Consider the following 20,548-nt stretch of genomic DNA (forward strand, 5'->3'; position numbering starts at 1 on the left):
CGGCCCGCCATAGACGCCCGAGATCGGATTGTTCGCCGGCTGCGCATAGTGCCCCAGCACCGCCTCGATCAGCCGCCGCTGCATCCGGTCGTCGCGCGCTCCGGTCGAGTGCGGCGGCAGGGCGTTTTCGGTGCTCTTGGGGTCCTGGAACACGTTCGGCGCATTGCCCCCGCGATCCACCGCCGCACAGCCGAACTCGGTCAGCCGGATCGGCTTCATCTGCGGAACCCAGGCCGTCGGCGCCGCCTGCCTTGCGCCGCCGATGCGCTCATGGTGCGGGTTCGACCACCAGCCCTTCAGGTCCTTGTAGCGCCAGATCCAGGCCTCGCTGTGGGCGCCGTCCTCGATCGCCGTGCGCCGCTGCGCCGCCCGGTCCGCCGCGTTGGCGTAGAACCAGTCATACCCCTCGCCGCCCGCCACCTGCGCCGCCAGATAGGCCGGGTCCGACGGTCCACGGAACGCTTGCGCATCCAGCCCGCCGTCGCCGCCGCGCCAGTCCCCCATCGGCGGGTACCAGTCGATGGCGACGTAATCGATATTCGGATCAGCCCACAAAGGATCGAGGTGAAACCTTACCTCCCCTCTCTCTGCCAGCCGAAATACTCCGACCAGTCAGCGGCGTAGCTCAGCTTCACTCCCGGCCCGACCACCGCCCGGCATTCGGCCGCCAGCGTCCGCAACTGCGCCACCGCCGGAAAGCCCCCGCCCGCATCGCGCGTCCAGGTCAGCCCGCGCATCTCCGAGCCGATCAGCAGCCCGTCCCCCTCCTCGGCCCCGATCTTCGCATAGTGCAGCGCCAGCCGACGAAGGCCCCAGCCGTCCGCCGTCCCGAACAGGGCCGCGACCTCGGCCGTCGCCCCCGCTCCGTCCGTCCCCTCAATGCGTCCCCGCCACGGATAGCCAGGGCAGTCCATGAAGACGAAGGGATACAGCGTCACCTCCAGCCCGCGCGCCTTCAGCGCCCGGATCGCCTGCCGCACGCTGTCGTCCGAGGGCGTGCCGCCATAGGCCGGACCATCCTCGACCTGTGAGATCAGATGCGCGTCCGCCCGCTCGACCCCGGCCACACGCCAGACCAGCGGCTCGGTCGGCTTCTGCCGCCGCTCCACCCCCGGCCGGATGCGGCAATGGCTCATGCGTATGTCGTCGCCGAACCAGCCGACCACCAGACTGACCCGTTTCAGCCTCGGCGCCTGGGCCGTCAACTGATCCAGCGACGCCTCCAGATCCGTCTGCCCCGCCGTCAGATGCACGTTCTCGGGCGTCGATTTCGTCAGCCCCTCGCGCCGCATCACCGGCTCGGTCGCCAGACAGAACTCGCCCGCGCCGGGGATCAGGCAGACGCCTTCCAGTCGGTCCTCCATCTGCGGTTCGGCGCCCTGCGGTCGGCGGAACACCTCAAACGACAGCTGCGGCGCTCGGTCGCCATAGGCGTCCAGCGGCAGGTCCTCGAACACCACATAGGCCGTCCCGCGATAGGCGGGCGCCCGTCCCTCCACCGCCTCGATCAGCGGGTCGGGCATCTGATCCTGCGTCCCGCGATGCAGGCGCATGGTCACGCCCGTCATGTCCATCGGCTGGCCGTCGGCCCAGATGCGCCCCACCCCGTCGATCGGCCCTTCGCACAGGGCCACCGCGAAACTCAGCGAATAGGCGTAGTCGACCGTCTTTCCCGCCTTGCCGGCCGAGCGCTTCTCCTTGCGCTCCAGAAACCGCGCGGCCCAGATCACCTGCCCCGTCACCCGCGCCCGGCCGAAGACGCAGGCCATCGGCGCCCCTCGGCGGAGGATTGCAGCTTCAGCCCCTCCAGCCTCGGCCCGACCTGCCGCGCCGGCGACAATCCAGCGACCAGCCGGTCGTCCAGCGCCCGCCCCAGCAGCCCCCGGCCAGCAGGCCTAGGCTGCTGACGCCCGCCATCCCGCCAAGGCCGCCCAGCAGCACCTGCGCCATCATCTACTCCTTCAAAATCGTCCGGGATTCAGGCCAGCGAAAGGCCGCGACCAGCCGCCGCCGCCACCACGGCCCCATCCAGCTCTCCACGACCGAGCGGCCCCAATAGGCGTGGATCATCCGCCACTCGGGCCCCTCTACCGCGCTCAACACCGCGCAGTGTTTGGCCGGCGCCCCCGCCGCCATGCGGAACAGCAGCACGTCGCCCGGCCCCGCCCGCTCGGGCGATATCTCCACCAGCCAGCGCCGCGCCGCCGCCCACAACGCCTCTTCGCCCCCGACCTCGGCCCAGTCGGGGCGATAGGGCGGCGGCGCCTCCGGCTCCTCGCCCATAACCTCGCGCCACACCCCCGCACCAGGCCGAGGCAGTCCGCCCCCTCGCCCTTCACGCTGCACTGATGCCGATACGGCGTGCCGAGCCAACCGCGCGCCGCCGCCACGACCCCCAAGCGCCGCGCCTCTCCCTCCCCTTCATGGGGAGGGTGGTCGCGCAGCGACCGGGTGGGGAGGGCTTGGTGATCAGGACACGACGCCTGTTCTTGCTTGCCGCCCCCACCCGGCTTCGGCTCCGCCTCAGCCACCCTCCCCATGAAGGGGAGGGAGAATTCTTGAGCGCCCTTCCTCATCGCCTGCGGCTCCCGCCGTCATTGCGCCCGCTTGCCGGCCGCGCCGTCAGGAAGTCCTCGCCCGGCACGTCCGGGAACCCTTGAAAGTTCACCCCATTGCCGAACACGCCCACGCAGGTCGCCCACCGCTTGTCGCAGCTGCGCCGCGATGACCGCCGCCTCCAACCCGCAGCGCCCATCGCCCAGCACCGCGTCGCAGCCCCGGCCATAGGTCCGCCCGACGACCCGCTCCAGCGCCGCCATCGGCCCGTCCAGATCGGCGATGAACCGCCCCTCCTCGCGCCGTATCCGCGCCAGCCTCCCCTTCCACAGCCGCACCTTCAGGTCCGGCCGCATCCAGTCCACGCGCCACAGCTCGACCTCGGCCGCGTCATAGCGCCCCGCCGCTATGTCCTCTTCGGTGATCGCCGCGTCATCCAGCCCGCCCGAGGCCGACAACGCCCCCGCCGCCAGCCCGACCTCGCCCTCGCCCGCGCCGCCGGTCCAGCCGCTGCCCGCCCGGCACATGACGCCCTCGACCTCCAGATCGCGGTCATGGTCGGTGAAGCCCATCGCCCGCCCGTCCACCCGCCTCAGCAGCCAGGCATGACACAGCGTCGCTGCCCCGCTCTCGATGCGGGCGGCCAGTTCGTCCGGAACATTGCGCATGGCTCAGACCCGCACCTCGATCAGCGGCATGGCGACCATCCGCCCTGCGCCGAAGCTCTCCAGCGTCACCTCCATCCGGTCCGCGTCGAACCGCACCGGCACGTCAAAGGCGAACCCCGCGCTCACCGCTGCCCCCTTCGGCGGCGCCGTCGCCAGCGTCACCCGCCCCGTCGTCGCCTCCAGGCTGAAGCCCGCCGTCTCCACGCCCGCCACGGCCACCCGCACCGATTCCTCGACCGGCTTGGCGATGACCCGGCGATGATCGCCATAGGCCTTGCTCAACTGAAAGACGCGCGCCTGCCCGTCTCCCATCCCGATCGTCTGATCCAGCGGCGTCACGGCCGCCCCCGGCGCCCGCTCCTGAAGTCCGCGAAGTCTCGAAACCGGAAACCATGCAGCCGCCCGCGTCGCGCTTCAAAAAACTCGTCAGCGCCGCCATGTCGTCCAGCGAGCGCAGTCCCGCCCCGATCAGATAGCGCCTGCGCCCATCGGCCCACGGCGTCGAACGCCGCTCGAACCCCGACGCCAGCGTCGTGATCTCCGTCCTGCGCTCGACGCCGCCGGTCGAACCGAACGCCAGCCGCGCCGGCAGGCGCACCTCATGAAAGGCCATGCGTCCCCTCCCCATCCCTGTCTCAATGTCTGGATTGCGTCCCGGCCGGGACCGCTCGCGAACGCGTCGCGAAAAACCTTGCCTAACGTCACGCTTTGGGTTGTCCGCGCCGCCGGTGTCGGCCATGCTTTCGCCACACCACGGCAAAGCCGTCCAACGACAGGAGATCCGCGTGCGCGGCGAATTCTCAGCTATGACGAGGCGACCGGCACGGGTCTGATCAGCGGCGACGACAGCCTCCGTTACGGCTTCGCGCGCACCGCCGTTCAGGGCGAGGGCGCGATGGCCGCCGGCGTGCGCGTCGATTTCGTGCCCGAAGGCATGGAGGCGACCCAGATCATGCTTCTGCCGTCCGCCACCGCCGCCGCAGCCTTCGGCCAGGCTGCAGGCGCCGCCCCTCGGCCAGCGCCCAGCCCGCCGCCGGCTACGACATCAAGACCGCCCTCTTCTCGTTCAAGGGCCGCCTGCGGCGCCGGGACTTCTGGATCAGCTGGGCCATCCTGGTCGTCGTCGGCCTGATCCTGAACTTCGTGCCCAAGGTCAGCTTCATCCTTGGCCTCGCCGTGATGGTCCTGCACCTGGCGGTCGGCTTCAAACGCTTCCACGACATGGGCAAGCCGGGCTGGCTGGTCGTCATCCCCTGGGCGCTCTGGTACGCCTCGCTCGCCATGCTGGTCAGCGCCTTCGGCCTGTCGGTCCTGAGCGACCCCAACGCCATGCAGTCGATGGACCCCGAACTGCTCGTCGCCACCGGCGGCGCCGCCTTCGGCCTGATGTTCCTGGCCGGTCTGGTCAGCTTCGGCTTCTGGATGTGGCTCGGCTTCGGCGGCAGCCAACCCGGCCCCAACAAATACGGCCCCAACCCCAAGGGCGAATAAGTCCCAAAGAGCGCTCTTCGGAGCGCTCTTTTTTGTTGTCGCTACCGCTCGGCGCGCGGCGCCTCGCTGCTTGAGCTGCTTTGTCGCTACCCCTCGGCGCGCGGCGCCTCGCTGCTTGGGCTGCTTTGTCGCTACCGCTCGGCGCGCGGCGCCTCGCTGCTTGAGCTGCTTTGTCGCTACCGCTCGGCGCGCGGCGCCTCGCTGCTTGAGCGGGTCAGCGCGCCCCCAGCGCCGTCGCCCGCGCCAGCATCCGTGCGATCTGCGTCTCTGACCGCAGCAGCCCCTCGGCGCCGCCGTCCACCGTCACGTTCACCGTCACCCCGGGTCCAGAACCAGAGGGACCGCCCATCGGCTCGACCGTCCCGGCGCCCGCCGGGCGAAACACCTCCGGCCCGCGCTCGCCGACCAGATAGGCGCCCCCGCCCAGCACCGGCCCGCCGTCCGCCCGCGCGCCGCCGAAGCCGCCCATCGCCGCCGCTATGGCGCCCGACAGTCCCACACCGCCGCGCACGCCCGCCGCCGCATTGACAGCGTTCAGCACCGCCCGCGCCAGCTCAGCCAGCGTCACCTGCCCGTCCGCCGCCGCCCGCGCCAGAGAGCGCGTCAGACTGGCCCCCGCCCGCCCGAACGCATCCTCGATCGAGGCCGCCGCCCGCTCCGCCGGCTCTTTCAGCGCCTCCAGCGCCGCCGCCGCCTCCGCCGCCTTCACCGGCACGGCGTCGACGCCGTCCGGCCTGAAACTATCGCTCATCCGGCCACATCTCCTGCATCCGCTCCAGTTCGCCGCGCCCCAGGGGCGCCGCCCGCGCCGGCCCCGCCGTCAGCATCCGCCACTCCTTGAGCGACAGCCGCCAGAAGCCCTCCGGCCCCACGCCCCTCCGCGCCGCCGCCTGCATCATCTCGCTCCAAGGAGTCATCAGGCCGCCGCCGCGAACGCCTTCGCCACCGCCCCCGCCGCCTCGCGCGGATCAACCGGCGCGCTCGCCAGTCCGTCCGCCAGCACAACCTCGCCCCCGCCGCGCAACAGCGCCGCCAGGACCACCATCAGATCGCGCGCCGACAGCGAGCGCATCCGCTCCGCCAGCGCCGCCATCCCGGCCACGCCCAGCCCCGTCTCGATCTCGGCCAAGGCGCCCAGCGTCAGGCACAGCGTCCGCTCCGCCCCCGCTAGCCTCGCGACCACCTCGCCCCGCACGCCGTTCGCCATCACAGCGCCTCGAAACGGATCTCGCCCGCGCTGGCCAGGCTCAACGCAAAGCTGGCCTCGCCCTCATGCTCGCCCGCATATTCCAGCGCGGCGACCAGGAACGGCCCCTCCAGCACGCCGAAGTCCGGCACGATCAGCCGCCACGTCTTCGCCGCCTGCTCAAAGAAGGCCTCGCGGATCAGGGCGTCCGACGCCGCGTCGCGAAAGATTCCCTGCCCCGACACCGCCGCCGACTTCACGCCCGCGCCCGCCAGCAGCTCGCGCCACCGCCCGGCGCTGTCGCTGTCGGTCGCGTCCACCGTCTTGGCGTTCAGCGAAATCGTCCTCGCCCTCAGCCCCGCCACAGTGATGAAGGCGCCGGCGGCGCCTTCGATCTTCAGCAGGATGTCCTTGCCCCGTTGCGCCGTCATCTTTCCTCGCTTCGTTTTCCAGAACACGCACGCCTTCTCCCTCCCCTTTATGGGGAGGGTGGCCGAGCTGCAGGCGAGGCCGGGTGGGGGGCCAGGCCATGCCCACGCCGCGCCCCGATCGCCCCGCGCGCCCACCCGGTCGCTATCGCGACCACCCTCCCCATGAAGAGGAGGGAGAGGCGCCGCGCTAAACCTCTTCCGTCACGGCCCGCAGCCGCATCACCGCCCACGCCCGCTTCAGATCCGGGCTGCGGAACAGGTCCGTGAACGTCACCGCCACGCTGACCGCCTTCACCCCTTCCGCCTCCAGCGGCGCATCGGCCAGCCCCACCCGCACCGCCGCCGCCACGGCCCGTGCCTCCTCCAGCCCCCTGAACCGACTGGCGCAGGTCAGGGTCAGCCTCTGCTCAACCCCGCCGCCGTCCGCATTCAGCGGCCGGCTCTCGCACCGCCCGATCACCAGATGCGGAAACTCCGCCCCCTGCGGCGGCTCGTCCCAGACCCGGGCCGGATCGCCCAGCAGCGCCTTCAGCGCCCCGTCGCCGCCCAGATGCGCGATCAGCGCCTTCACCAGCGCCCCTTCATGATCCTTCATCGCGCCCGCTCCAGGCTCAGCCGCACGCGGCCCGCCGCCTTCGGATCCGCCTCGACGCCCACGACGCCCCAGTCCGCCCCGCCGAAGCGGACGACCAGCCCCTCCTCCAGCCTCGGATCGGCCCGCACCGTGGCGCTCAGCGTCTCCACGCCGCGCGTCACCCCCGCGTCCGTCCGCTCGCGCCGCCGCCGCGCCCCCAGGCTCAGCCACAGCGACCCGACCGGCTCATAGCTGACGACGCGCCCGCCATAGGGCGTCTGCGCCTCCACCGGCCGCACCAGCGACGCCACCACCTTCATCGCGCCCGCGCTCACAGCCGCACCACGCGATAGGGCGCGATCCACCCCTCGACCGGCGCCGCGCTCATCTCGCCGTCGCCGCGCTCATAGGCGCGCATCACCAGCATCATCACCGCCAGCCGCAGCGGCGCCGGCGAGGTCGAGGTCAGGCTCAACCCGACCTCCCCTCCACCCGCGCCCTGGCCGCGTCGATCAGCGTCTGGATCAGCCCGTCCTCCGCCTCATGCTCGACGCGCAGGAACAGCTTCGCCTCCGTGAGGCTCACGGGTGCGGTCATGCCAGAATCTCCTATGTTTCTGCATCCCTTCTCCCGATGGGAGAAGGTGGCCCGAAGGGCCGGATGAGGGTTCCCGGCGACCGTCGGCGGCAGCCGTCGGGCAGCGGCTCACGCCGACTGAACCGTCAGCCCCTCACCCTTTCGCCTTGCGGATCGCCTTCGGCTCTCCGAGGCTCAAGCCCTCTCCCGCCGGGAGAGGGCCCAGCTTCAGCGTCTCTTACGAGGCCGCGAACTTCATCAGCTTGATCGCGTCGAAGTTCTGCACCCCGCCGCCCACGCGCTTGGTCGTGTAGAACAGCACATAGGGCTTGGCCGAATAGGGATCGCGCAACACTCGCACCCCCGCGCGGTCGACGATCAGATAACCGCGCGCAAAGTCGCCGAACGCGACCGACAGGCTGTTGGCGCCGATATCCGGCATGGTCTCGATCTCGGTAACCGGATAGCCCAGCAGCGACGCCGTCTCGCCCGGCCGCGTCGCCGGCGACCAGACATAGTTGCCGTCCGCATCCTTGAACTTGCGCACCGCCGAGACCGTGCGTCGGTTCATCACGAAACGCCCATTCGGCCGATACTGGGCCTTGGGCGCATAGATCAGGTCGATCAGCTTATCCGCCGGATTGGTGGTCGCGAAACCGCCCGCAGCCCCCGACGCCACCGTGCCGATCTGGCCCCAGGTCTGCGTTCCTTCGGCCGCATTGGCATAGGCCAGGAAGCCCTTGGGCTTGTTCACCCCGTCGCCGCTGACGAAGGCCGCCGTCTCCTGCGCCGCGAAGGCGTCCTCGACCTCGGCCGCCAGCCATTCGTCCAGGTCGATCAGGGCGTCGTCCAGCAGGGACTGCGTCGCCGCCGGACAGGCGTAGAGATCGGCCGACGAAAACTCCAGCAGCGCCAGCGTCGCCGGGTCCGTCTCGGGGCGAGCCGCCGTCTCGGCCACCCAGCCCGCCTGCACGCCCGCCGTCGACACCGGCTTCCTGAACACGCCTGAGCCGACGGTGCGCACCGTGGCGATCTCGCGCATCGGGCTGCCCGCCATCAGGCGTCGCTCGATGGCCCGCTCCGTCTCCGGCGGCACGACATAGCCCGCCGAGTTCGACGCCGACGACAGCCCCGCCTTCAGCTCCAGACCATGCGACGCGCCCGACTTCATATAGCCGTCCCACGCCGATTTCTCCTCCCCATGGAATGGGGAGGGGACCGCGAAGCGGTGGAGGGGCCGTCGGCCTCAAGCACAGGCCTGCGGCTCTCGCTCAGCACGCGATCCATGCGCGCCTGCGCCTGCGCCACGGCCTGATCGATGCGCGCCACCTTCTCCTCCAGCAGCGCATCGGCCGACGCCTTCTTCTCGATCTCGTCCAGACGGGCGTCGTTCGCCCCTTTGAACGCCTCGAACGCGGCCATCATCTCATGCATGGCGGCGCGCGCCTCGGGGTTGCCCGAGACGGTCTTGGTCTCTTTCATGGTGTCTCCGATGTTAGAACCGCACGATGCGGTTACGCTGGAGACGCGGTTGCGACGCCGCGTCTCGATCTTGCTTCAGCAGGTCGCGCCACAGCCCTCGTTGCGCCTTCGCGCAGGCGTGTTAGCGTCCTCGTTCATGCAGGAAGAATTGATGCTCAAACTCGTCATAATCGCCCTGTCCGCCGCCCTTCTCCCGTCGTGCGCCACGCCGGAAACAGCCGCCATGCCTCCCCAACAGAACCGCCTCTCCGCCGGCGCTTCCCTGCAGGCCCGTCTGTTCGAGACCCTGGGGGCGTGCGAGCGCTTCAATCGCGCCCCTTCGGGCGAACAGGGCTTCGCCGCCCATCTGCGCCGCCACGCCCCGACCGCCGACGAGACGGAACGCCGCGCGCTCCGGGCCGCCTATGACCGAGGCGCCAGCCCCGCCGTCGCCTCGCGCCAGACCCCTGAATCCTGCGCCATCGCCCTGCGCGGCCACGCCCAGGAGGCCCCCGGCCTGCACGGACGTCGCGACGACCGCCCGCTGGCCTCGCCCGACTGACGCCGGATCAGCCCGCCGCCCCCCGCGCCTGAAACCGCGCGCCCGGCAGCATCGGAAACGTCACCAGCGACACCTCCCACAGCTCCGCCGCGCTCAGCACCCTAAGCCGCCCGTCGCGCCGCGCCTTCGTCGCACGAAAGCCGATCGACAGGCCGTCCAGCGCCCCGGCGCGCGTCAGGGCGGCGGCGTAGCGGGCCTCGGCGGACCAGTCCTCGATCCGCCCCTCGACCCACAGGCCCCGCTCGTCCTCGACCATCCGGTCCCAGACGCCGACCACGGCGCGGCTCTCATGCTGGTGCAGCATCCGCACCCCGCCCGCGCCGGTCTTGGCCAGGCTGTCGGCGAAGACGCCGCGCGCCGTCACGTCCCCGTTCAGATCCGCCACGCCCCAAAGGGAGGCGTAGCCTTGGATAGCGAGCGCCCCTTTCTCCCTCCCCTTTATGGGGAGGGTGGCTGAGCCGTCAGGCGAAGCCGGGTGGGGACGGCTTGGCTGATAAGCCGCCAGACCCGATTTGCTCTCCCCTCCCCACCCGTCGGCTGCGCCGACACCCTCCCCATGAAGGGGAGGGAGAAATCCCTGCGCCATCATTTCTCCTCCAGCCGCCGCTCGATCCGCTCGACCGCGGCGCGCGTCGCTTCGCCCTGCGCCTCCAGCCGCGCCAGCCGCTCGGCGACCAACCTCTGCTCGTCCACGCGCTGCTCCAGGGTGGCGATCCGCGCCGCGGCCCCGCCGGCCCACACTAGGCCGCCGACGGTCTGCACCAGCAGCGCCGCGATCAGGGCGACGGGCATCTTCTTCATCGCCTCCATCACTCCCCCACCCCCGCCATCCGGCGCCGCTCGTCCTCTGTCAGGAAGCTCGCGGCACTCAGCCGCGCCCACAGCGCGTCACGCTCGACCTGCAGAGCCGGAACCGCATCCAGGTCCGGCTCGATCCGGCAATCTGTGAACCGCCCGCCCAGCCAGCCCGTCATCGCCCCCGCCGCCTTCCTCACCAGCGGGATCACCGTCCCGCGCCAAAAGGCGGCGTTGGCCTCGCGATAGTTGGCGTAGGTCGCATCCCCCGGAATCCCCAGCAGCTGCGGCGGCACGCCGAAGGCCAGGGCGATCTCCCGCGCCGCCGCGTGCTTGCCGGCGATGAAGTCCATGTCGTGCGGCGTCAGGCTCATCGGCTTCCAGTCCAGCCCGCCTTCGAGCAGCAGCGGCCGCCCGGCGTTGCGCGCCCCGGCATGGGCCTCGCCCAGCTCCGCCTTCAGCGCCTCGAACTGATCCGCCGTCAGCCGCTCGCCGTCCCTGGCGCCATAGACCAGCGCCCCCGACGGCCGCGCCGCATTGTCCAACAGCGCCTTGTTCCAGGCGCCCGAAGCGTTGTGCACGTCGATGGCGAAGGCCGCCGCCTCCAGCGGTGAAAACCCGTAATGATCGTCCGTCGGATGAAACAACTTCAGATGCATGACCGGCGACCAGCCGTCGCCGTGCCGCCCGATCCGCACCGCGCGCCCGCCGACCGCATACTCATAGGCTTCCGGCCAGCCCGCCAGCCCCGGAACCACCTTCACCCGGTCGGGCCGCAACGCCCACAGTTCGTCCGGCGCTCCGTCCCCGTCGGCGTCGCCGGTCGCCTCGACATAGGCGTTGCCCGCCGTCTGCAGCGCGCCGTACAGCGCCTCCATCAACTCCCCGCCCGACTGCTCGGGATTGGGCTTGTCGATCAGCCGCGCCAGCGGATGGTCCGCGCTGCGCACGCCCCCGACCATCACCATCAGCGGCGTCGAGGCCGCCGCCTCCGCGATCATCCGCACGCAGCGATAGGCCACGGCGTTCTTGCCGAACCCCTCGTCCGCCAGATGGGCGTAATCGCGCGGCGTCCACCGCGCCCGGCCCGCCCCCGTCAGCGCGATCAGCTGCCCGGTGCGGCTGTCCTTGATTTCGGGCGCGGCGATGCGCCGCCGACCGAACGGTCGTCGCCAATCCATTGAAATCTCCATCACCGAATTCTCCCTCCCCGTCCCGGGGAGGGTGGTTGAGCCCGTCAGGGCGAAACCGGGTGGGGGCGGCAGGGCTATTCAAGCGCCCCGTCTGAAGTCAGCCAGTCTGAAATCACCTGGCCCTCCCCGCCCGGTCGCTTCGCGACCACCCTCCCCGGGACGGGGAGGGAGAGCGCCGCGCCTATCCTCACAACGCCAGCAGCCTCGGCTGCGTCTTCCCGGCCAGCAGCAGGTGCGTCAGCCCCCACACCAGGGCGTCCGCCCGGTCCGGGCTCTTGGCGCCCGGCGCCTCCCCGCCCAGCGCCATCATCTCTTCCTCCAGCGCCGCGAACGCCCCGCAGTGGACCACGCGCCCCTGTTCGTAGAGCGCCGCCACCGGCTCGGCCCGCGCCTTCTTGGACCGGCTGGCGTGAACCAGCTTCACCTGCGCCGGACAGTCCGCCTGGCCCAGCAGGGCGCGCACCATCTCCCCGCCCTGATTGGCCTCGGCCAGCACCAGGTCGGCGTCGAACTCGCGCGCGGTCTCGGCCACGCGCCGCGCCCACCCGGCGGGCGACAGGCCGCGCGCCGAACGGTCGGCCAGCACATAGCCCGTCTTGTCCCAACGCCCCGCCACCACGATCCCGCAGGCGTCGCCCTGGGCGCTGGCGGGCGGATCGACCGCCACCACCACCCGCTCAAACTTCGTCGGACGGCTCCCCCGCGCCCGCGCCAAATCCTCCGCCCGGAACAGGGCGCCATCGGCCTCGACCACCAGCCCCTCCATCTCCTGCGCCTCCAGCCGCGTCCCGGCATAGAGGCTGTGAAGATGGCCCAGGAACCCCGGCGCCAGATTGGCTTCGTTGTCCTTCGTCGCCAGCCGGGCCGTCGCCACGCCCGGCTCGGCCAACAGCCGCCTCAGGGCCGGGATCGGCCGGGGCGTCGTCGTGATCGCCAGCTTAGGGTCCGTCCCCAGCCGCAGGCCGAACCTCAGGTTCGACAGCGTCGCCTCGATGTTCCTCCAGGCGCAGAATTCGTCCGCCCAGGCGGCGTGAAACTGCGGCCCGCGCAGGCTGTCCGGGTCTTCGGCCGAAAACGCATAGGCCGCCGCGCCCGAGGGCCACACCAGCCGTCGCCGCCCCGCTTCCCAGCGCGGCCGGTTGTCGGGCGTCGCCTGAGCCTTCAGCCCCGACGGCCCCTCGACCATCACCTCGCGCACGTCGTGCAGCGCCGGTCCGACCAGGGCGAAGGTCATATCCGCGCCCCGCGCCAGCTCGTTCATCCAGAAGCCGCCGGCGAAGGTCTTGCCCGACCCGCGCCCGCCCAGCAGTACCCAGGTGCGCCAGTTCTCAGGCGGCGCGATCTGGTCGTCGTTCAGCCTCGGCGTCGCCTTCACGGCCGCCCTCAGCGCCGCCCCCGCTGTTCGCGCGGCAGGCTCTCGATCCAGTCCCGCAGCCAGCGACTTGCGCTCGATGGCTGCGACGAGATGATCGACACGGGCGAAGAATTCGGCCTGAAGCCCGGCCAGTTCGGCGTCGCTGAGGTCACGGTCGTCGTCGCTCATTCCATCCTCTTCAGGGCTGCGGCTCTTGCGGATCATGTCGGCTTCCAGCGCCGCCACCGCCTTAGCCGTGCGGGCCAGAACGCCGATGGCGCGCGCCCGCTTCTCGGCCTCGGCCACATCGGCGGGCGGCTCGGCCGCCGTCACCACGGCGATGGCCTCGTCAGTCGCGGCCTTCAGCCTGGCGAAGACCTCGCCCAGCCACGCCGCCGTCGTCCCCGCCGCCCCGCTCTGATCCGCTTTTCCCGCCATGACTGAACCATAGACGAGCAGCGTCCTCAGGCGCGCAAAGGGCGCCCGGATCGCGTCAAACGCAGGGATTTCCCGGCTTTGGCCCGCACTGTCGCAAAGACCGTCGGCGTCAGGCGCCCGCCCGCGTCTCTTCAGGCGTCGTTTCCGCCTCGTTCAGCCACCGCGACAGGGCGGCCGCCAGTTCCGCGATCTGGATCGGCTTGGCCAGATGGCCGTCCATCCCCGCTTCCAGGCAACGCTTCACCTGGTCCGCCTGCACGTTGGCCGTCAGCGCCAGGATGGGGATCCGCCGCTCGCCCTGGGCCTGCATCCGGCGGATTTCCCGCGTCGCGGTCAGCCCGTCCATGACCGGCATGTGCACGTCCATCAGCACCAGGTCATAGGCGCCTGAATGCGCCGCATGCACCGCCTCGGCGCCGTCGGCGACCGTATCGATCTCCAACCCCAGGTTTCTCAGGATGGCGCTGACCAGCTCGCGGTTGGCGGCCGCGTCGTCGGCCATCAGCACCCGGCCGCGCAGGGCGTCCTTGCGGGCGCGATCCTCCTCGCCTGCCGCCGTAACGTCCTCGGCCGTCGCCGCCGCCAGCGGCGCCTCGAACCAGAAGGTCGAGCCGGCGCCCGGCGCGCTTTCCACCCCGACCTCGCCGCCCATCAGTTCGATCAGCCGCCGCGAGATCGCCAGACCCAGCCCCGTCCCGCCATAGACCCGCGTGGTCGAGGCGTCGGCCTGGGTGAAGCGCCGAAACAGTTCCCCGATCTTCTCGGACGGGATGCCGATGCCGGTGTCGGTCACCTCCACCCGCATCCGCCAGCCGCCGTCCGCCAGCGGCCGCCCGCCGACCTTCAGCGTCACCGCTCCCCGCGCGGTGAACTTGGCCGCATTGGACAGAAAGTTCAGCATCACCTGCCGCAACCGTCCCTTGTCGCCGGTCAGGCGCTCGGGGTTTCCGCCGCCACCACCACGTTCAGGGTCAGCCCCTTGGCCGAGCACTGGCTCTCGATGATCGCCGCCGCCCCGTCCACCAGGGCCCGCGTATCGAACGGCTCCGGGTCCATCTCGATCGCGTCGGCTTCCAGCTTGGAATAGTCCAGAATGTCATTGATGACGCCCAGCAGCGCCTCTGACGCCGTGGCGATGCGTTCGACATAGACCCGCTCTTCGGCCGGCAGATGCTCCGAGGCCTGCAACAGTCCCGAAAAGCCGATGACGCTGGTCAGGGGCGTGCGCAGCTCATGGCTCATATTGGCCAGGAACTCGCTCTTGGCCTGGGCGGCCTTCTCGGCCCGCTCCTTGGCCTCGATGACCTCGTCCTCCAGCACCTTGCGCTGGGTCATGTCGCGGATCACCACCACCACGTCGTCGACCTGGCCGTGCTCGTCGGTCAGGGCCTTGAAGGCGGACTCCACCCATACCGTGTGGCCCTGGCGGTGCACCGCCCGATGCTCCAGCCGCGTCGGCTGGCCTGTCTGGACCGCCGCGCTGATCGCCTGGAGCACCTGCAGCCGGTCCTCGGGGTGGACATAGTCGGTCGACTGGCCGCTCATGTCCTCAAAGGTCCAGCCCAGCAACTGCTGGATCGCCGGCGAGATGTATTTGCTCGACCCGTCCATCTTGACGCGGGTGATCACGTCGCCGGTGTTTTCGGCCAGCAGGCGATAGCGCCGCTCATTGGTCTGGGCCGCACGCAGCAAGGCCTCGCGCTCGGTCACGTCCTGCAGCACCCCGAACAGGGCGATCACCCGGCCGGTGGCGTCCTTCTCGGCGGCGCCCTCGGCGGCGACCACCCGTTCGACACCGTCCACGCCGACCAGCCTCAGCTTGAAGGTATAGCCTTCGCCGGTCTTCAGCGCCCGTTCGACCAGCCGCTGGACCTCGCCCCGGTCGTCCGCGTGATAGTGGCCGAAGACATCCTCCAGCTTCGGATGGAAGGCGCCCGGCCCGCCCGTGGATGCGATAGATCTCGTCCGACCAGGTCACCGCTCCGGTCGCGACCTCATAGCGCCAGCGTCCGACCCCGACCATGTCCTCGGCCAGCCGCAGCGTCTCCAGGCGCGCCGCCTCCTGGCGCATCGCCTCGGCGTGCTCCATCAACTGACCCGCCAGCCCGGCCAGTTCGCGGATCAGGTCCAGCTCGGCCTGCGTCGGCGCCGTACGCGGCTGAACGTCCATGACGCCAATGGCCCCCGCGGGCCGCCCGTCAGCGCCGCACACCGTGGCGCCGAGAAAGAAGCGGACATGGGGCGCCCCGACCACCATCGGATGGCGGCGATAGACGGGATGCTCACGCGCATCCTGGATCACCATCACGGCGTCCGGTCCCATGGCCGCTAGCTGGTGGCTGACGCTGTCGAGGCGCGGCACGCTCACCTCGTCCAGCCCGACCCCGGACAGAAAGACCGCCCGGTCTTCATCTAGCGTCGCGATCATGGCGTGGGGCGTACGGAAGGTCGCGCAGGCGATCGCCGTCAGCCGGTCGAACGCGTCCCGCGCGCCGTTTCCCGAGCCTTTTCCTGCTGCGACAATGTCCATTCCGCCCTCGCCCTGATCACGCCCCTAACCCCCAGGCGCCGAATTATTCGTTAGCGACGCCCCGTTCCGCCATCCATTCGGGCGCTTCGAACTCCAGGGCGTCCTCGGGTTCCTTCAGCGCCGTCTCGCACACGGTCTGGCGACGCACCGACACCCCGGCCGTATGCACCGTCTCCCGGTCGCCCGAGACCAGCGGATGCCACCAGGCCAGCGGCCGCCCTTCATGCAGCCGACGATAGGCGCACGACAGCGGCATCCACTTCAGCCGCTCGATATTGTCGGGCGTCAGCTGCACGCAGTCCGGCACCTCGGCCTGACGCTCGGCGTAATCGGTGCAGGTGCAGGCGTTCGTGTCGAACAGCTTGCAATGCACGCGCGTCGGGATGATCCGGCCGGTGTCCTCGTCCTCGAACCGGATGACGCAGCACAGGCCGCAGCCGTCGCACAGGCTTTCCCACTCGGCCGGATTCATCTCGGCGAGCGTCTTGGTCTCCCAGAAGGGCTTGGCGGGCGCGGAACTCATGGGCGCGCCCTATACGCCTCAAAACCCCCGCTGTCGCCTTCTCCCTCCCCTTCATGGGGAGGGTGGTCGAAGCGAAGCGAAGACCGGGTGGGGAGGGCCAGGCGATCCTGGTCTCGGCGTCTCAGCCGCCCCTCCGGCACGCTTCAGTGCGTCACGCTTTTCGAGAACAGGTTGATCACCACCACCCCGCCGATGATCAGCCCCAGACCGATGATGGCCGGGCCATCCAGTTTCTGCTTGAACAGAACCAGGCCGATCAGCGAGATCAGCACCACCCCCAGCCCGCTCCAGATCGCATAGGCCAACCCCACCGGCATCTGCTTCAGCGCCAGCGTCAGCAGATAGAAGGCGATGCCGTAACAGACCGCCAGCCCCGCCGTCGGCAGGGGTTTGGTGAACTGCTGCGACTGCTGCAGCAAGGTCGTGCCCATCACCTCAAAGCCGATCGCGCCCAGCAGGGCCAGCCAGGTGGTCGGGCTCATGCGCCGGTCTCCCCATGGGCGCCGGCCTCTGAATAGCCGTCCGTCAGCAGGCTGCCCGGCGTCAGCAGCGACAGCAGGGCCTGGCGCTGTTCCAGCGACACCTCATGCGTGCCGAACAGATCGCTCATCCACAGGCCGTCGGCGATCAGCCGCAGCATCAGGGCGTCGTCCCGGCCCATCGGATCTTCCGGGTCTCCCACCGTCAGGCTGCGGATCGCCTCACGCCAGCGCGGGATCAGGCTGGGCTCTATGGCGCAGGCGGCCAGGACGGCGCGGCCGATGCTCACGTCCCGCTCGGTCGCCGGCTCATTGACCACCGTCCTCAGATAGGCCCGCGCATTGCGGCCATAGGGGTTGGGATCGCGCGCGGCCTCGGCCAGCACCGCCGTCGTCATCTCCAGCGCCAGATGGTCCAGCACCCCTTCCAGCAACGCCTGTTTGGTCGGAAAGTGATGCAACAGGGCGCCCTTGCTGAAGGGCAGCCGCCCCACCACGGCGTCCAGCGTCAGCGCCATCGCCCCCTGTTCGGCGGCCAGTTCGATGGCCGCTTCGATGATCTGGCGGCGGGTGTCTTCGGGCGTCCGGCGGTTCGGTTGAGCGTCCATGCGACCCGACATACCGTCTGGACGGTTTTGTGTAAATCCTGAAATATTGGCCCTTCGCCCTCTCGACGCGCTATAGGCGTGGCCTCCCTTTTCGGACTGGTGTCTATGGCCCTTCGCCCTCCTCTCGTCGCCCTCAAGGACGTCCGTCTCCAGGACGGCCCCCTCCCGCTGTTCGACGGCGTCGACATGGCGATGGAGCCGCGCAGCCGCGCCGCCCTGGTCGGCCGCAACGGGGCGGGCAAGTCCACCCTGATGAAGGTGGTCATGGGCCTGATCGAGCCGGACTCGGGCGACCGCTCGTTCCAGGCCGGCACCCGCTTCGCCTATGTCCCGCAAGAACCCGATCTCTCACCGCCCTCAAGCAGCGAGCGCGAAGTCGCGAGCGGTAGGGCCACTCAAGAATGGACCCTGGCCGACTACGCCGCCTCGGGCGAGGCCGAACGCTGGACCGCCGAAAGCTGGCTCGAGACCTTCGGCCTCAACCCGAACAAGTCGACGCAAGGCCTGTCGGGCGGCGAGATCCGCCGCGCCGCCCTGGCCAAGGCCTTCGCCGAAGAGCCCGACCTTCTGCTGCTGGACGAGCCGACCAACCACCTCGACATCCTGGCCATCGAACTGCTGGAAAACGAGCTGATCCAGGCCCGTTTCGCCCTGCTGGTGGTCAGCCACGACCGCGCCTTCCTGAACCGCGTCACCGACACCGTGCACTGGCTGGAAGGCCGCAAGGTCCGCACCCTGAACAAGGGCTTCATCGAGTTCGACGACTGGGCCGCCAAGGTCATGGAGGAGGAGGCCGAGTCCCTGCGCCGCCTGACCAAGCGCATCGAGGCCGAGACCTACACCTTCTACCGCTCCATCACCGCCCAGCGCACCCGCAACGAGGGCCGCGCCCGCGCCCTGCAGCAGATGCGTCTGGACCGGGCCGAACGGGTCAAGGACATCCCGCGCGAACTGAACCTCGGCGTCGATTCCGGCGGCGCCTCGGGCAAGCTGGTCGCCGACATCAAGGGCGTCAGCAAGGCGTTCGGCGACCGCGTCATCTTCAAGAACCTGACCACCCGCATCATCCGCGGCGACCGGCTGGCCATCGTCGGCCCCAACGGCGCGGGCAAGACCACCCTGGTCAAGGTGCTGCTGGGCGAACTGGCCCCGGACGAGGGCACGGTCCGCATGGGCGCCAATCTGGAGCCCCTCTACCTCGACCAGTCGCGCGAGGGGCTGAAGTCGGACATGACCCTGTGGGACGCGCTGACGCCGGGCGGGGGCGACAGCATCCTGGTGCGCGGCCGCTCCATGCATGTCGCCGCCTACGCCAAGGACTTCCTGTTCCAGGAAGCGCAGCTGAAGCAGCCCATCTCCACCCTGTCGGGCGGCGAGCGCAACCGCCTGCTGCTGGCGCGCGCCCTGGCCCAGCCCGCCAATCTGCTGATCCTGGACGAGCCGACCAACGACCTCGACATGGACACGCTGGAGAAGCTGGAGGAGCTGCTCGAAAGCTACGACGGCACTCTGATCCTGGTGTCGCACGACCGTGATTTCGTCGACCGCCTGGCCACCTCGACCATCGCCCTGAACGGCCGCGGCGACGTGGTCGAGACCCCCGGCGGCTGGCAGGACTTCCTGCGCCAGAACCCCGGCTTCCTCGCCCCGCCCCCACCCACGCCGAAGCCGCCCCCGGAGCGCGTCGGGTCGAGAAGGCGGAGCCTTCCGACCGCGCCCCCAAGAAACAGGCCAAGCTTTCCTACAAGGACGCCCGCCGTCTGGAAGAGGTCGAAAAGCTGATGGAGACCCTCCCCGTCGAAATCGCCAAACAGGACGCCATCCTGGCCGACCCCGACCTCTATTCACGCGACCCCGTCGCCTTCGACCGCGCCATGAAGGCGGCCGAAAAGGCCCGCGCTGAACTGGAAACCGCCGAACTCGACTGGCTGGAGCTTGAAGAGAAGAAGGCCGCGCTGGCAGGGTGATCGCCTGCCTCTGCACCCCTCGTTAAGTCAGGACCTCCGCATGAAAGCCGTTCTCTCCGCCCTCGTCCTGGCCCTCGGGGCTCTGGGCGTCTCAACCGTCGCCCTCCCGTCTCAAGCCCAAGCCCAGACGGTCGTCGGCCACGGCGCCTTCACCGCCCTGCCTGATGCGGGCGAACAACCTGACGCCGGGCGCGACTACAAGGTCATCCTCGACGTGGCCCAGGGCGGGCCGGACGACAAGCCGCTCAAGTCGCTCGCCCGCGTGGCCCGCCTGACCAATCTGCTCGAAGCCGGCGGCGTGACGGGCGAGCGCCGCAAGATCGTCGCCGTCCTGCACGGAGGCGCCACGCTCGCCACCCTGTCCGACGCCGCCTGGGCCGCGCGCGGCAAGGGGCAGGTCAATCCCAACAGCGCCCTGATCCGCGCCCTCCTCGCCGCCGGGGTTCAGGTGCGCCTGTGCGGTCAGTCGATGGTCGCCAACGGCCTGACCCCCGCCGATCTGGAGCCCGGCGTTCAGGTCGATACCGCCGCCATGATGACCGTCATTCACCACCAGCAGGCCGGCTACGCCCTCATTCTCTAGAGTTCGCGCCCGGCGCGGCGCGGAGCGCCTTTTCCTGTGGACAGCGCAACATCCTGATCCGCCTGCGCGAATTTCGTCCGTCCACAGATATCCACAGACTTGCCCACCGGGTCCGGGACGATTCCGCACAGACGCGCCGGTTTGGGCGCTTGCCCAATAACCGATTTCGCGGGAACGTCAACAGGCCGAAGGGACACGGAGGCGCGGAAATCCGGGGAGACCCGGACATCAAGCGGACCGGTCCGGCTCTCTGACCCAGGGTTCCAAGCCTCCTCGGAGGACGCGGAAACACCGACGCAGGGCCAAGGCTCCCGATCCTTTAGCGTTTCGGCGCAGGGATCACGGAGAACCAGGCCGGGATCGATGGACGGCGCGAGGTTCGCCTTGCGGAACGCCGAAGACCAGGAGCCGATGAAACAGGCGCCGAACGACGCCGGGTTCGCCCGCCGACGCTGAGGCGAAGTTTCGACCCTATAACGGTCAAGTCCAACCCGGACTTGGCGAGGGGACGCGATCCGCGATCTGACCGGCGACGGTCCGGCTCAAAGGATGACGTCCCCTCGCTCAATTCCG

24 protein-coding genes and 5 pseudogenes are annotated in these 20,548 nt (G+C 70.2%); 5 read left to right on the forward strand and 24 right to left on the reverse strand.

Going from position 1 to position 20,548, the window contains the following annotated elements; all coding sequences use genetic code 11:
• Positions 1–3: 3 nt before the first annotated feature.
• From V8F63_RS01410 to V8F63_RS01430, 5 genes and pseudogenes are all read right to left on the reverse strand, one after another.
• Positions 4–1,769, reverse strand: a pseudogene (locus tag V8F63_RS01410) (glycoside hydrolase TIM-barrel-like domain-containing protein); the annotation flags it as partial.
• 28 nt (positions 1,770–1,797) lie between these two features.
• Positions 1,798–1,953 carry a hypothetical protein gene (locus tag V8F63_RS01415; protein WP_392354300.1) on the reverse strand — a complete coding sequence of 52 codons (156 nt, stop codon included), beginning with the start codon at positions 1,951–1,953 and terminating at the stop codon, positions 1,798–1,800.
• A complete protein-coding gene (locus tag V8F63_RS01420; protein ID WP_392354301.1) occupies positions 1,954–2,298 on the reverse strand; it encodes a peptidase P60 in 345 nt (114 codons plus the stop codon).
• Positions 2,299–2,594: 296 nt separating this feature from the next.
• The gene (locus tag V8F63_RS01425; RefSeq protein ID WP_392354302.1) at positions 2,595–3,224 is read right to left on the reverse strand and encodes a DUF2163 domain-containing protein; all 630 of its coding nucleotides are present in this window, start codon (positions 3,222–3,224) and stop codon (positions 2,595–2,597) included.
• A gap of 3 nt (positions 3,225–3,227) precedes the next feature.
• Positions 3,228–3,837, reverse strand: a pseudogene (locus V8F63_RS01430) (DUF2460 domain-containing protein).
• Between the two features lie 78 nt (positions 3,838–3,915).
• Between V8F63_RS01430 and V8F63_RS01435 the strand changes: the two are divergent.
• Entirely contained in the window at positions 3,916–4,356 is a 441-nt protein-coding gene (locus V8F63_RS01435) for a hypothetical protein (protein WP_392354303.1), read from the forward strand.
• Complete coding sequence (locus V8F63_RS01440; RefSeq protein ID WP_392355008.1) at positions 4,338–4,715, forward strand: DUF805 domain-containing protein; 378 nt, start codon at positions 4,338–4,340, stop codon at positions 4,713–4,715. The genes V8F63_RS01435 and V8F63_RS01440 overlap by 19 nt, the downstream gene beginning before the upstream one ends.
• A 214-nt stretch (positions 4,716–4,929) precedes the next feature.
• Here the strand turns inward: V8F63_RS01440 and V8F63_RS01445 are convergent, their stop codons facing one another.
• The 9 genes and pseudogenes from V8F63_RS01445 to V8F63_RS01485 all read right to left on the reverse strand — a co-directional run bounded on the left by V8F63_RS01445 (position 4,930) and on the right by V8F63_RS01485 (position 8,964).
• Positions 4,930–5,466 (reverse strand): hypothetical protein, encoded by a 537-nt coding sequence (locus tag V8F63_RS01445; RefSeq protein ID WP_025977874.1) that lies wholly within the window; start codon positions 5,464–5,466, stop codon positions 4,930–4,932.
• Entirely contained in the window at positions 5,456–5,632 is a 177-nt protein-coding gene (locus V8F63_RS01450) for a phage tail assembly chaperone (protein WP_082891399.1), read from the reverse strand. The genes V8F63_RS01445 and V8F63_RS01450 overlap by 11 nt, the downstream gene beginning before the upstream one ends.
• Positions 5,632–5,922, reverse strand: coding sequence for a GTA-gp10 family protein (locus tag V8F63_RS01455; RefSeq protein WP_025977875.1), 291 nt, complete (start codon positions 5,920–5,922; stop codon positions 5,632–5,634). Before V8F63_RS01455 ends, V8F63_RS01450 begins: the two co-directional genes overlap by 1 nt.
• On the reverse strand, positions 5,922–6,332 hold the full coding sequence (locus tag V8F63_RS01460) for a phage major tail protein, TP901-1 family (protein ID WP_025977876.1): 411 nt from the start codon (positions 6,330–6,332) through the stop codon (positions 5,922–5,924). The genes V8F63_RS01455 and V8F63_RS01460 overlap by 1 nt, the downstream gene beginning before the upstream one ends.
• Positions 6,333–6,519: 187 nt before the next feature.
• The gene (locus V8F63_RS01465; RefSeq protein ID WP_303684357.1) at positions 6,520–6,927 is read right to left on the reverse strand and encodes a DUF3168 domain-containing protein; all 408 of its coding nucleotides are present in this window, start codon (positions 6,925–6,927) and stop codon (positions 6,520–6,522) included.
• On the reverse strand, positions 6,924–7,241 hold the full coding sequence (locus V8F63_RS01470) for a head-tail adaptor protein (protein WP_392354304.1): 318 nt from the start codon (positions 7,239–7,241) through the stop codon (positions 6,924–6,926). The genes V8F63_RS01465 and V8F63_RS01470 overlap by 4 nt, the downstream gene beginning before the upstream one ends.
• A pseudogene (locus tag V8F63_RS01475) lies at positions 7,238–7,503 on the reverse strand (head-tail connector protein). The gene V8F63_RS01470 and the pseudogene V8F63_RS01475 overlap by 4 nt, the downstream one beginning before the upstream one ends.
• Before the next feature lie 217 nt (positions 7,504–7,720).
• Positions 7,721–8,653 carry a phage major capsid protein gene (locus tag V8F63_RS01480; protein WP_392354305.1) on the reverse strand — a complete coding sequence of 311 codons (933 nt, stop codon included), beginning with the start codon at positions 8,651–8,653 and terminating at the stop codon, positions 7,721–7,723.
• A complete protein-coding gene (locus V8F63_RS01485) occupies positions 8,650–8,964 on the reverse strand; it encodes a hypothetical protein (RefSeq protein WP_392354306.1) in 315 nt (104 codons plus the stop codon). Before V8F63_RS01485 ends, V8F63_RS01480 begins: the two co-directional genes overlap by 4 nt.
• Before the next feature lie 151 nt (positions 8,965–9,115).
• On the opposite strand from V8F63_RS01485, the gene V8F63_RS01490 reads away from it, so the two are divergent.
• Positions 9,116–9,505 carry a hypothetical protein gene (locus V8F63_RS01490; RefSeq protein WP_392354307.1) on the forward strand — a complete coding sequence of 130 codons (390 nt, stop codon included), beginning with the start codon at positions 9,116–9,118 and terminating at the stop codon, positions 9,503–9,505.
• A gap of 7 nt (positions 9,506–9,512) precedes the next feature.
• On the opposite strand, the gene V8F63_RS01495 is transcribed toward V8F63_RS01490, so the two are convergent.
• From V8F63_RS01495 to V8F63_RS01540, 10 genes and pseudogenes are all read right to left on the reverse strand, one after another.
• Complete coding sequence (locus V8F63_RS01495) at positions 9,513–9,890, reverse strand: HK97 family phage prohead protease (protein WP_392354308.1); 378 nt, start codon at positions 9,888–9,890, stop codon at positions 9,513–9,515.
• Between the two features lie 200 nt (positions 9,891–10,090).
• Positions 10,091–10,315 carry a hypothetical protein gene (locus V8F63_RS01500; protein WP_025977883.1) on the reverse strand — a complete coding sequence of 75 codons (225 nt, stop codon included), beginning with the start codon at positions 10,313–10,315 and terminating at the stop codon, positions 10,091–10,093.
• Positions 10,315–11,493, reverse strand: a complete 1,179-nt coding sequence (locus V8F63_RS01505) for a phage portal protein (RefSeq protein ID WP_392355009.1) — start codon at positions 11,491–11,493, stop codon at positions 10,315–10,317. Before V8F63_RS01505 ends, V8F63_RS01500 begins: the two co-directional genes overlap by 1 nt.
• Positions 11,494–11,680: 187 nt before the next feature.
• Entirely contained in the window at positions 11,681–13,285 is a 1,605-nt protein-coding gene (locus tag V8F63_RS01510; protein ID WP_392354309.1) for a terminase family protein, read from the reverse strand.
• Between the two features lie 109 nt (positions 13,286–13,394).
• Positions 13,395–14,186, reverse strand: coding sequence for a response regulator (locus tag V8F63_RS01515; RefSeq protein WP_392354310.1), 792 nt, complete (start codon positions 14,184–14,186; stop codon positions 13,395–13,397).
• A gap of 29 nt (positions 14,187–14,215) precedes the next feature.
• A complete protein-coding gene (locus V8F63_RS01520) occupies positions 14,216–15,241 on the reverse strand; it encodes a PAS domain-containing protein (protein ID WP_392355010.1) in 1,026 nt (341 codons plus the stop codon).
• A 196-nt stretch (positions 15,242–15,437) separates the two neighbouring features.
• A pseudogene (locus V8F63_RS01525) lies at positions 15,438–15,815 on the reverse strand (GAF domain-containing protein); the annotation flags it as partial.
• Positions 15,816–15,858: 43 nt separating this feature from the next.
• Positions 15,859–16,338 (reverse strand): YcgN family cysteine cluster protein, encoded by a 480-nt coding sequence (locus V8F63_RS01530; RefSeq protein WP_303705674.1) that lies wholly within the window; start codon positions 16,336–16,338, stop codon positions 15,859–15,861.
• A 143-nt stretch (positions 16,339–16,481) separates the two neighbouring features.
• Positions 16,482–16,820, reverse strand: coding sequence for a multidrug efflux SMR transporter (locus V8F63_RS01535; protein WP_025977889.1), 339 nt, complete (start codon positions 16,818–16,820; stop codon positions 16,482–16,484).
• Positions 16,817–17,425: a TetR/AcrR family transcriptional regulator gene (locus V8F63_RS01540; RefSeq protein WP_312446656.1), complete on the reverse strand. Its 609-nt coding sequence runs from the start codon at positions 17,423–17,425 to the stop codon at positions 16,817–16,819. The genes V8F63_RS01535 and V8F63_RS01540 overlap by 4 nt, the downstream gene beginning before the upstream one ends.
• Before the next feature lie 99 nt (positions 17,426–17,524).
• On the opposite strand from V8F63_RS01540, the pseudogene V8F63_RS01545 reads away from it, so the two are divergent.
• Together V8F63_RS01545 and V8F63_RS01550 are read left to right on the forward strand one after the other, a co-directional pair.
• Positions 17,525–19,392, forward strand: a pseudogene (locus tag V8F63_RS01545) (ABC-F family ATP-binding cassette domain-containing protein).
• A gap of 40 nt (positions 19,393–19,432) precedes the next feature.
• The gene (locus V8F63_RS01550; protein ID WP_392354311.1) at positions 19,433–19,975 is read left to right on the forward strand and encodes a DsrE family protein; all 543 of its coding nucleotides are present in this window, start codon (positions 19,433–19,435) and stop codon (positions 19,973–19,975) included.
• Positions 19,976–20,548: the final 573 nt, after the last annotated feature.

This window comes from Brevundimonas sp. LF-1 (assembly GCF_037055305.1).
GTDB lineage: Bacteria > Pseudomonadota > Alphaproteobacteria > Caulobacterales > Caulobacteraceae > Brevundimonas > Brevundimonas sanguinis.

Excerpts from the sequence above, each read along its gene's own strand:
- V8F63_RS01450 (WP_082891399.1), bottom strand. The coding sequence starts at position 5,632 with ATGACTCCTTGGAGCGAGATGATGCAGGCGGCGGCGCGGAGGGGCGTG.
- V8F63_RS01515 (WP_392354310.1), bottom strand. The coding sequence starts at position 14,186 with ATGCTGAACTTTCTGTCCAATGCGGCCAAGTTCACCGCGCGGGGAGCG.
- V8F63_RS01465 (WP_303684357.1), bottom strand. The coding sequence starts at position 6,927 with ATGAAGGATCATGAAGGGGCGCTGGTGAAGGCGCTGATCGCGCATCTG.
- V8F63_RS01500 (WP_025977883.1), bottom strand. The coding sequence starts at position 10,315 with ATGGAGGCGATGAAGAAGATGCCCGTCGCCCTGATCGCGGCGCTGCTG.
- V8F63_RS01425 (WP_392354302.1), bottom strand. The coding sequence starts at position 3,224 with ATGCGCAATGTTCCGGACGAACTGGCCGCCCGCATCGAGAGCGGGGCA.
- V8F63_RS01485 (WP_392354306.1), bottom strand. The coding sequence starts at position 8,964 with ATGAAAGAGACCAAGACCGTCTCGGGCAACCCCGAGGCGCGCGCCGCC.
- V8F63_RS01540 (WP_312446656.1), bottom strand. The coding sequence starts at position 17,425 with ATGGACGCTCAACCGAACCGCCGGACGCCCGAAGACACCCGCCGCCAG.
- V8F63_RS01510 (WP_392354309.1), bottom strand. The coding sequence starts at position 13,285 with ATGGCGGGAAAAGCGGATCAGAGCGGGGCGGCGGGGACGACGGCGGCG.
- V8F63_RS01445 (WP_025977874.1), bottom strand. The coding sequence starts at position 5,466 with ATGAGCGATAGTTTCAGGCCGGACGGCGTCGACGCCGTGCCGGTGAAG.
- V8F63_RS01530 (WP_303705674.1), bottom strand. The coding sequence starts at position 16,338 with ATGAGTTCCGCGCCCGCCAAGCCCTTCTGGGAGACCAAGACGCTCGCC.
- V8F63_RS01415 (WP_392354300.1), bottom strand. The coding sequence starts at position 1,953 with ATGATGGCGCAGGTGCTGCTGGGCGGCCTTGGCGGGATGGCGGGCGTC.
- V8F63_RS01460 (WP_025977876.1), bottom strand. The coding sequence starts at position 6,332 with ATGACGGCGCAACGGGGCAAGGACATCCTGCTGAAGATCGAAGGCGCC.
- V8F63_RS01505 (WP_392355009.1), bottom strand. The coding sequence starts at position 11,493 with ATGGAGATTTCAATGGATTGGCGACGACCGTTCGGTCGGCGGCGCATC.
- V8F63_RS01480 (WP_392354305.1), bottom strand. The coding sequence starts at position 8,653 with ATGAAGTCGGGCGCGTCGCATGGTCTGGAGCTGAAGGCGGGGCTGTCG.
- V8F63_RS01455 (WP_025977875.1), bottom strand. The coding sequence starts at position 5,922 with ATGGCGAACGGCGTGCGGGGCGAGGTGGTCGCGAGGCTAGCGGGGGCG.
- V8F63_RS01550 (WP_392354311.1), top strand. The coding sequence starts at position 19,433 with ATGAAAGCCGTTCTCTCCGCCCTCGTCCTGGCCCTCGGGGCTCTGGGC.
- V8F63_RS01490 (WP_392354307.1), top strand. The coding sequence starts at position 9,116 with ATGCTCAAACTCGTCATAATCGCCCTGTCCGCCGCCCTTCTCCCGTCG.
- V8F63_RS01535 (WP_025977889.1), bottom strand. The coding sequence starts at position 16,820 with ATGAGCCCGACCACCTGGCTGGCCCTGCTGGGCGCGATCGGCTTTGAG.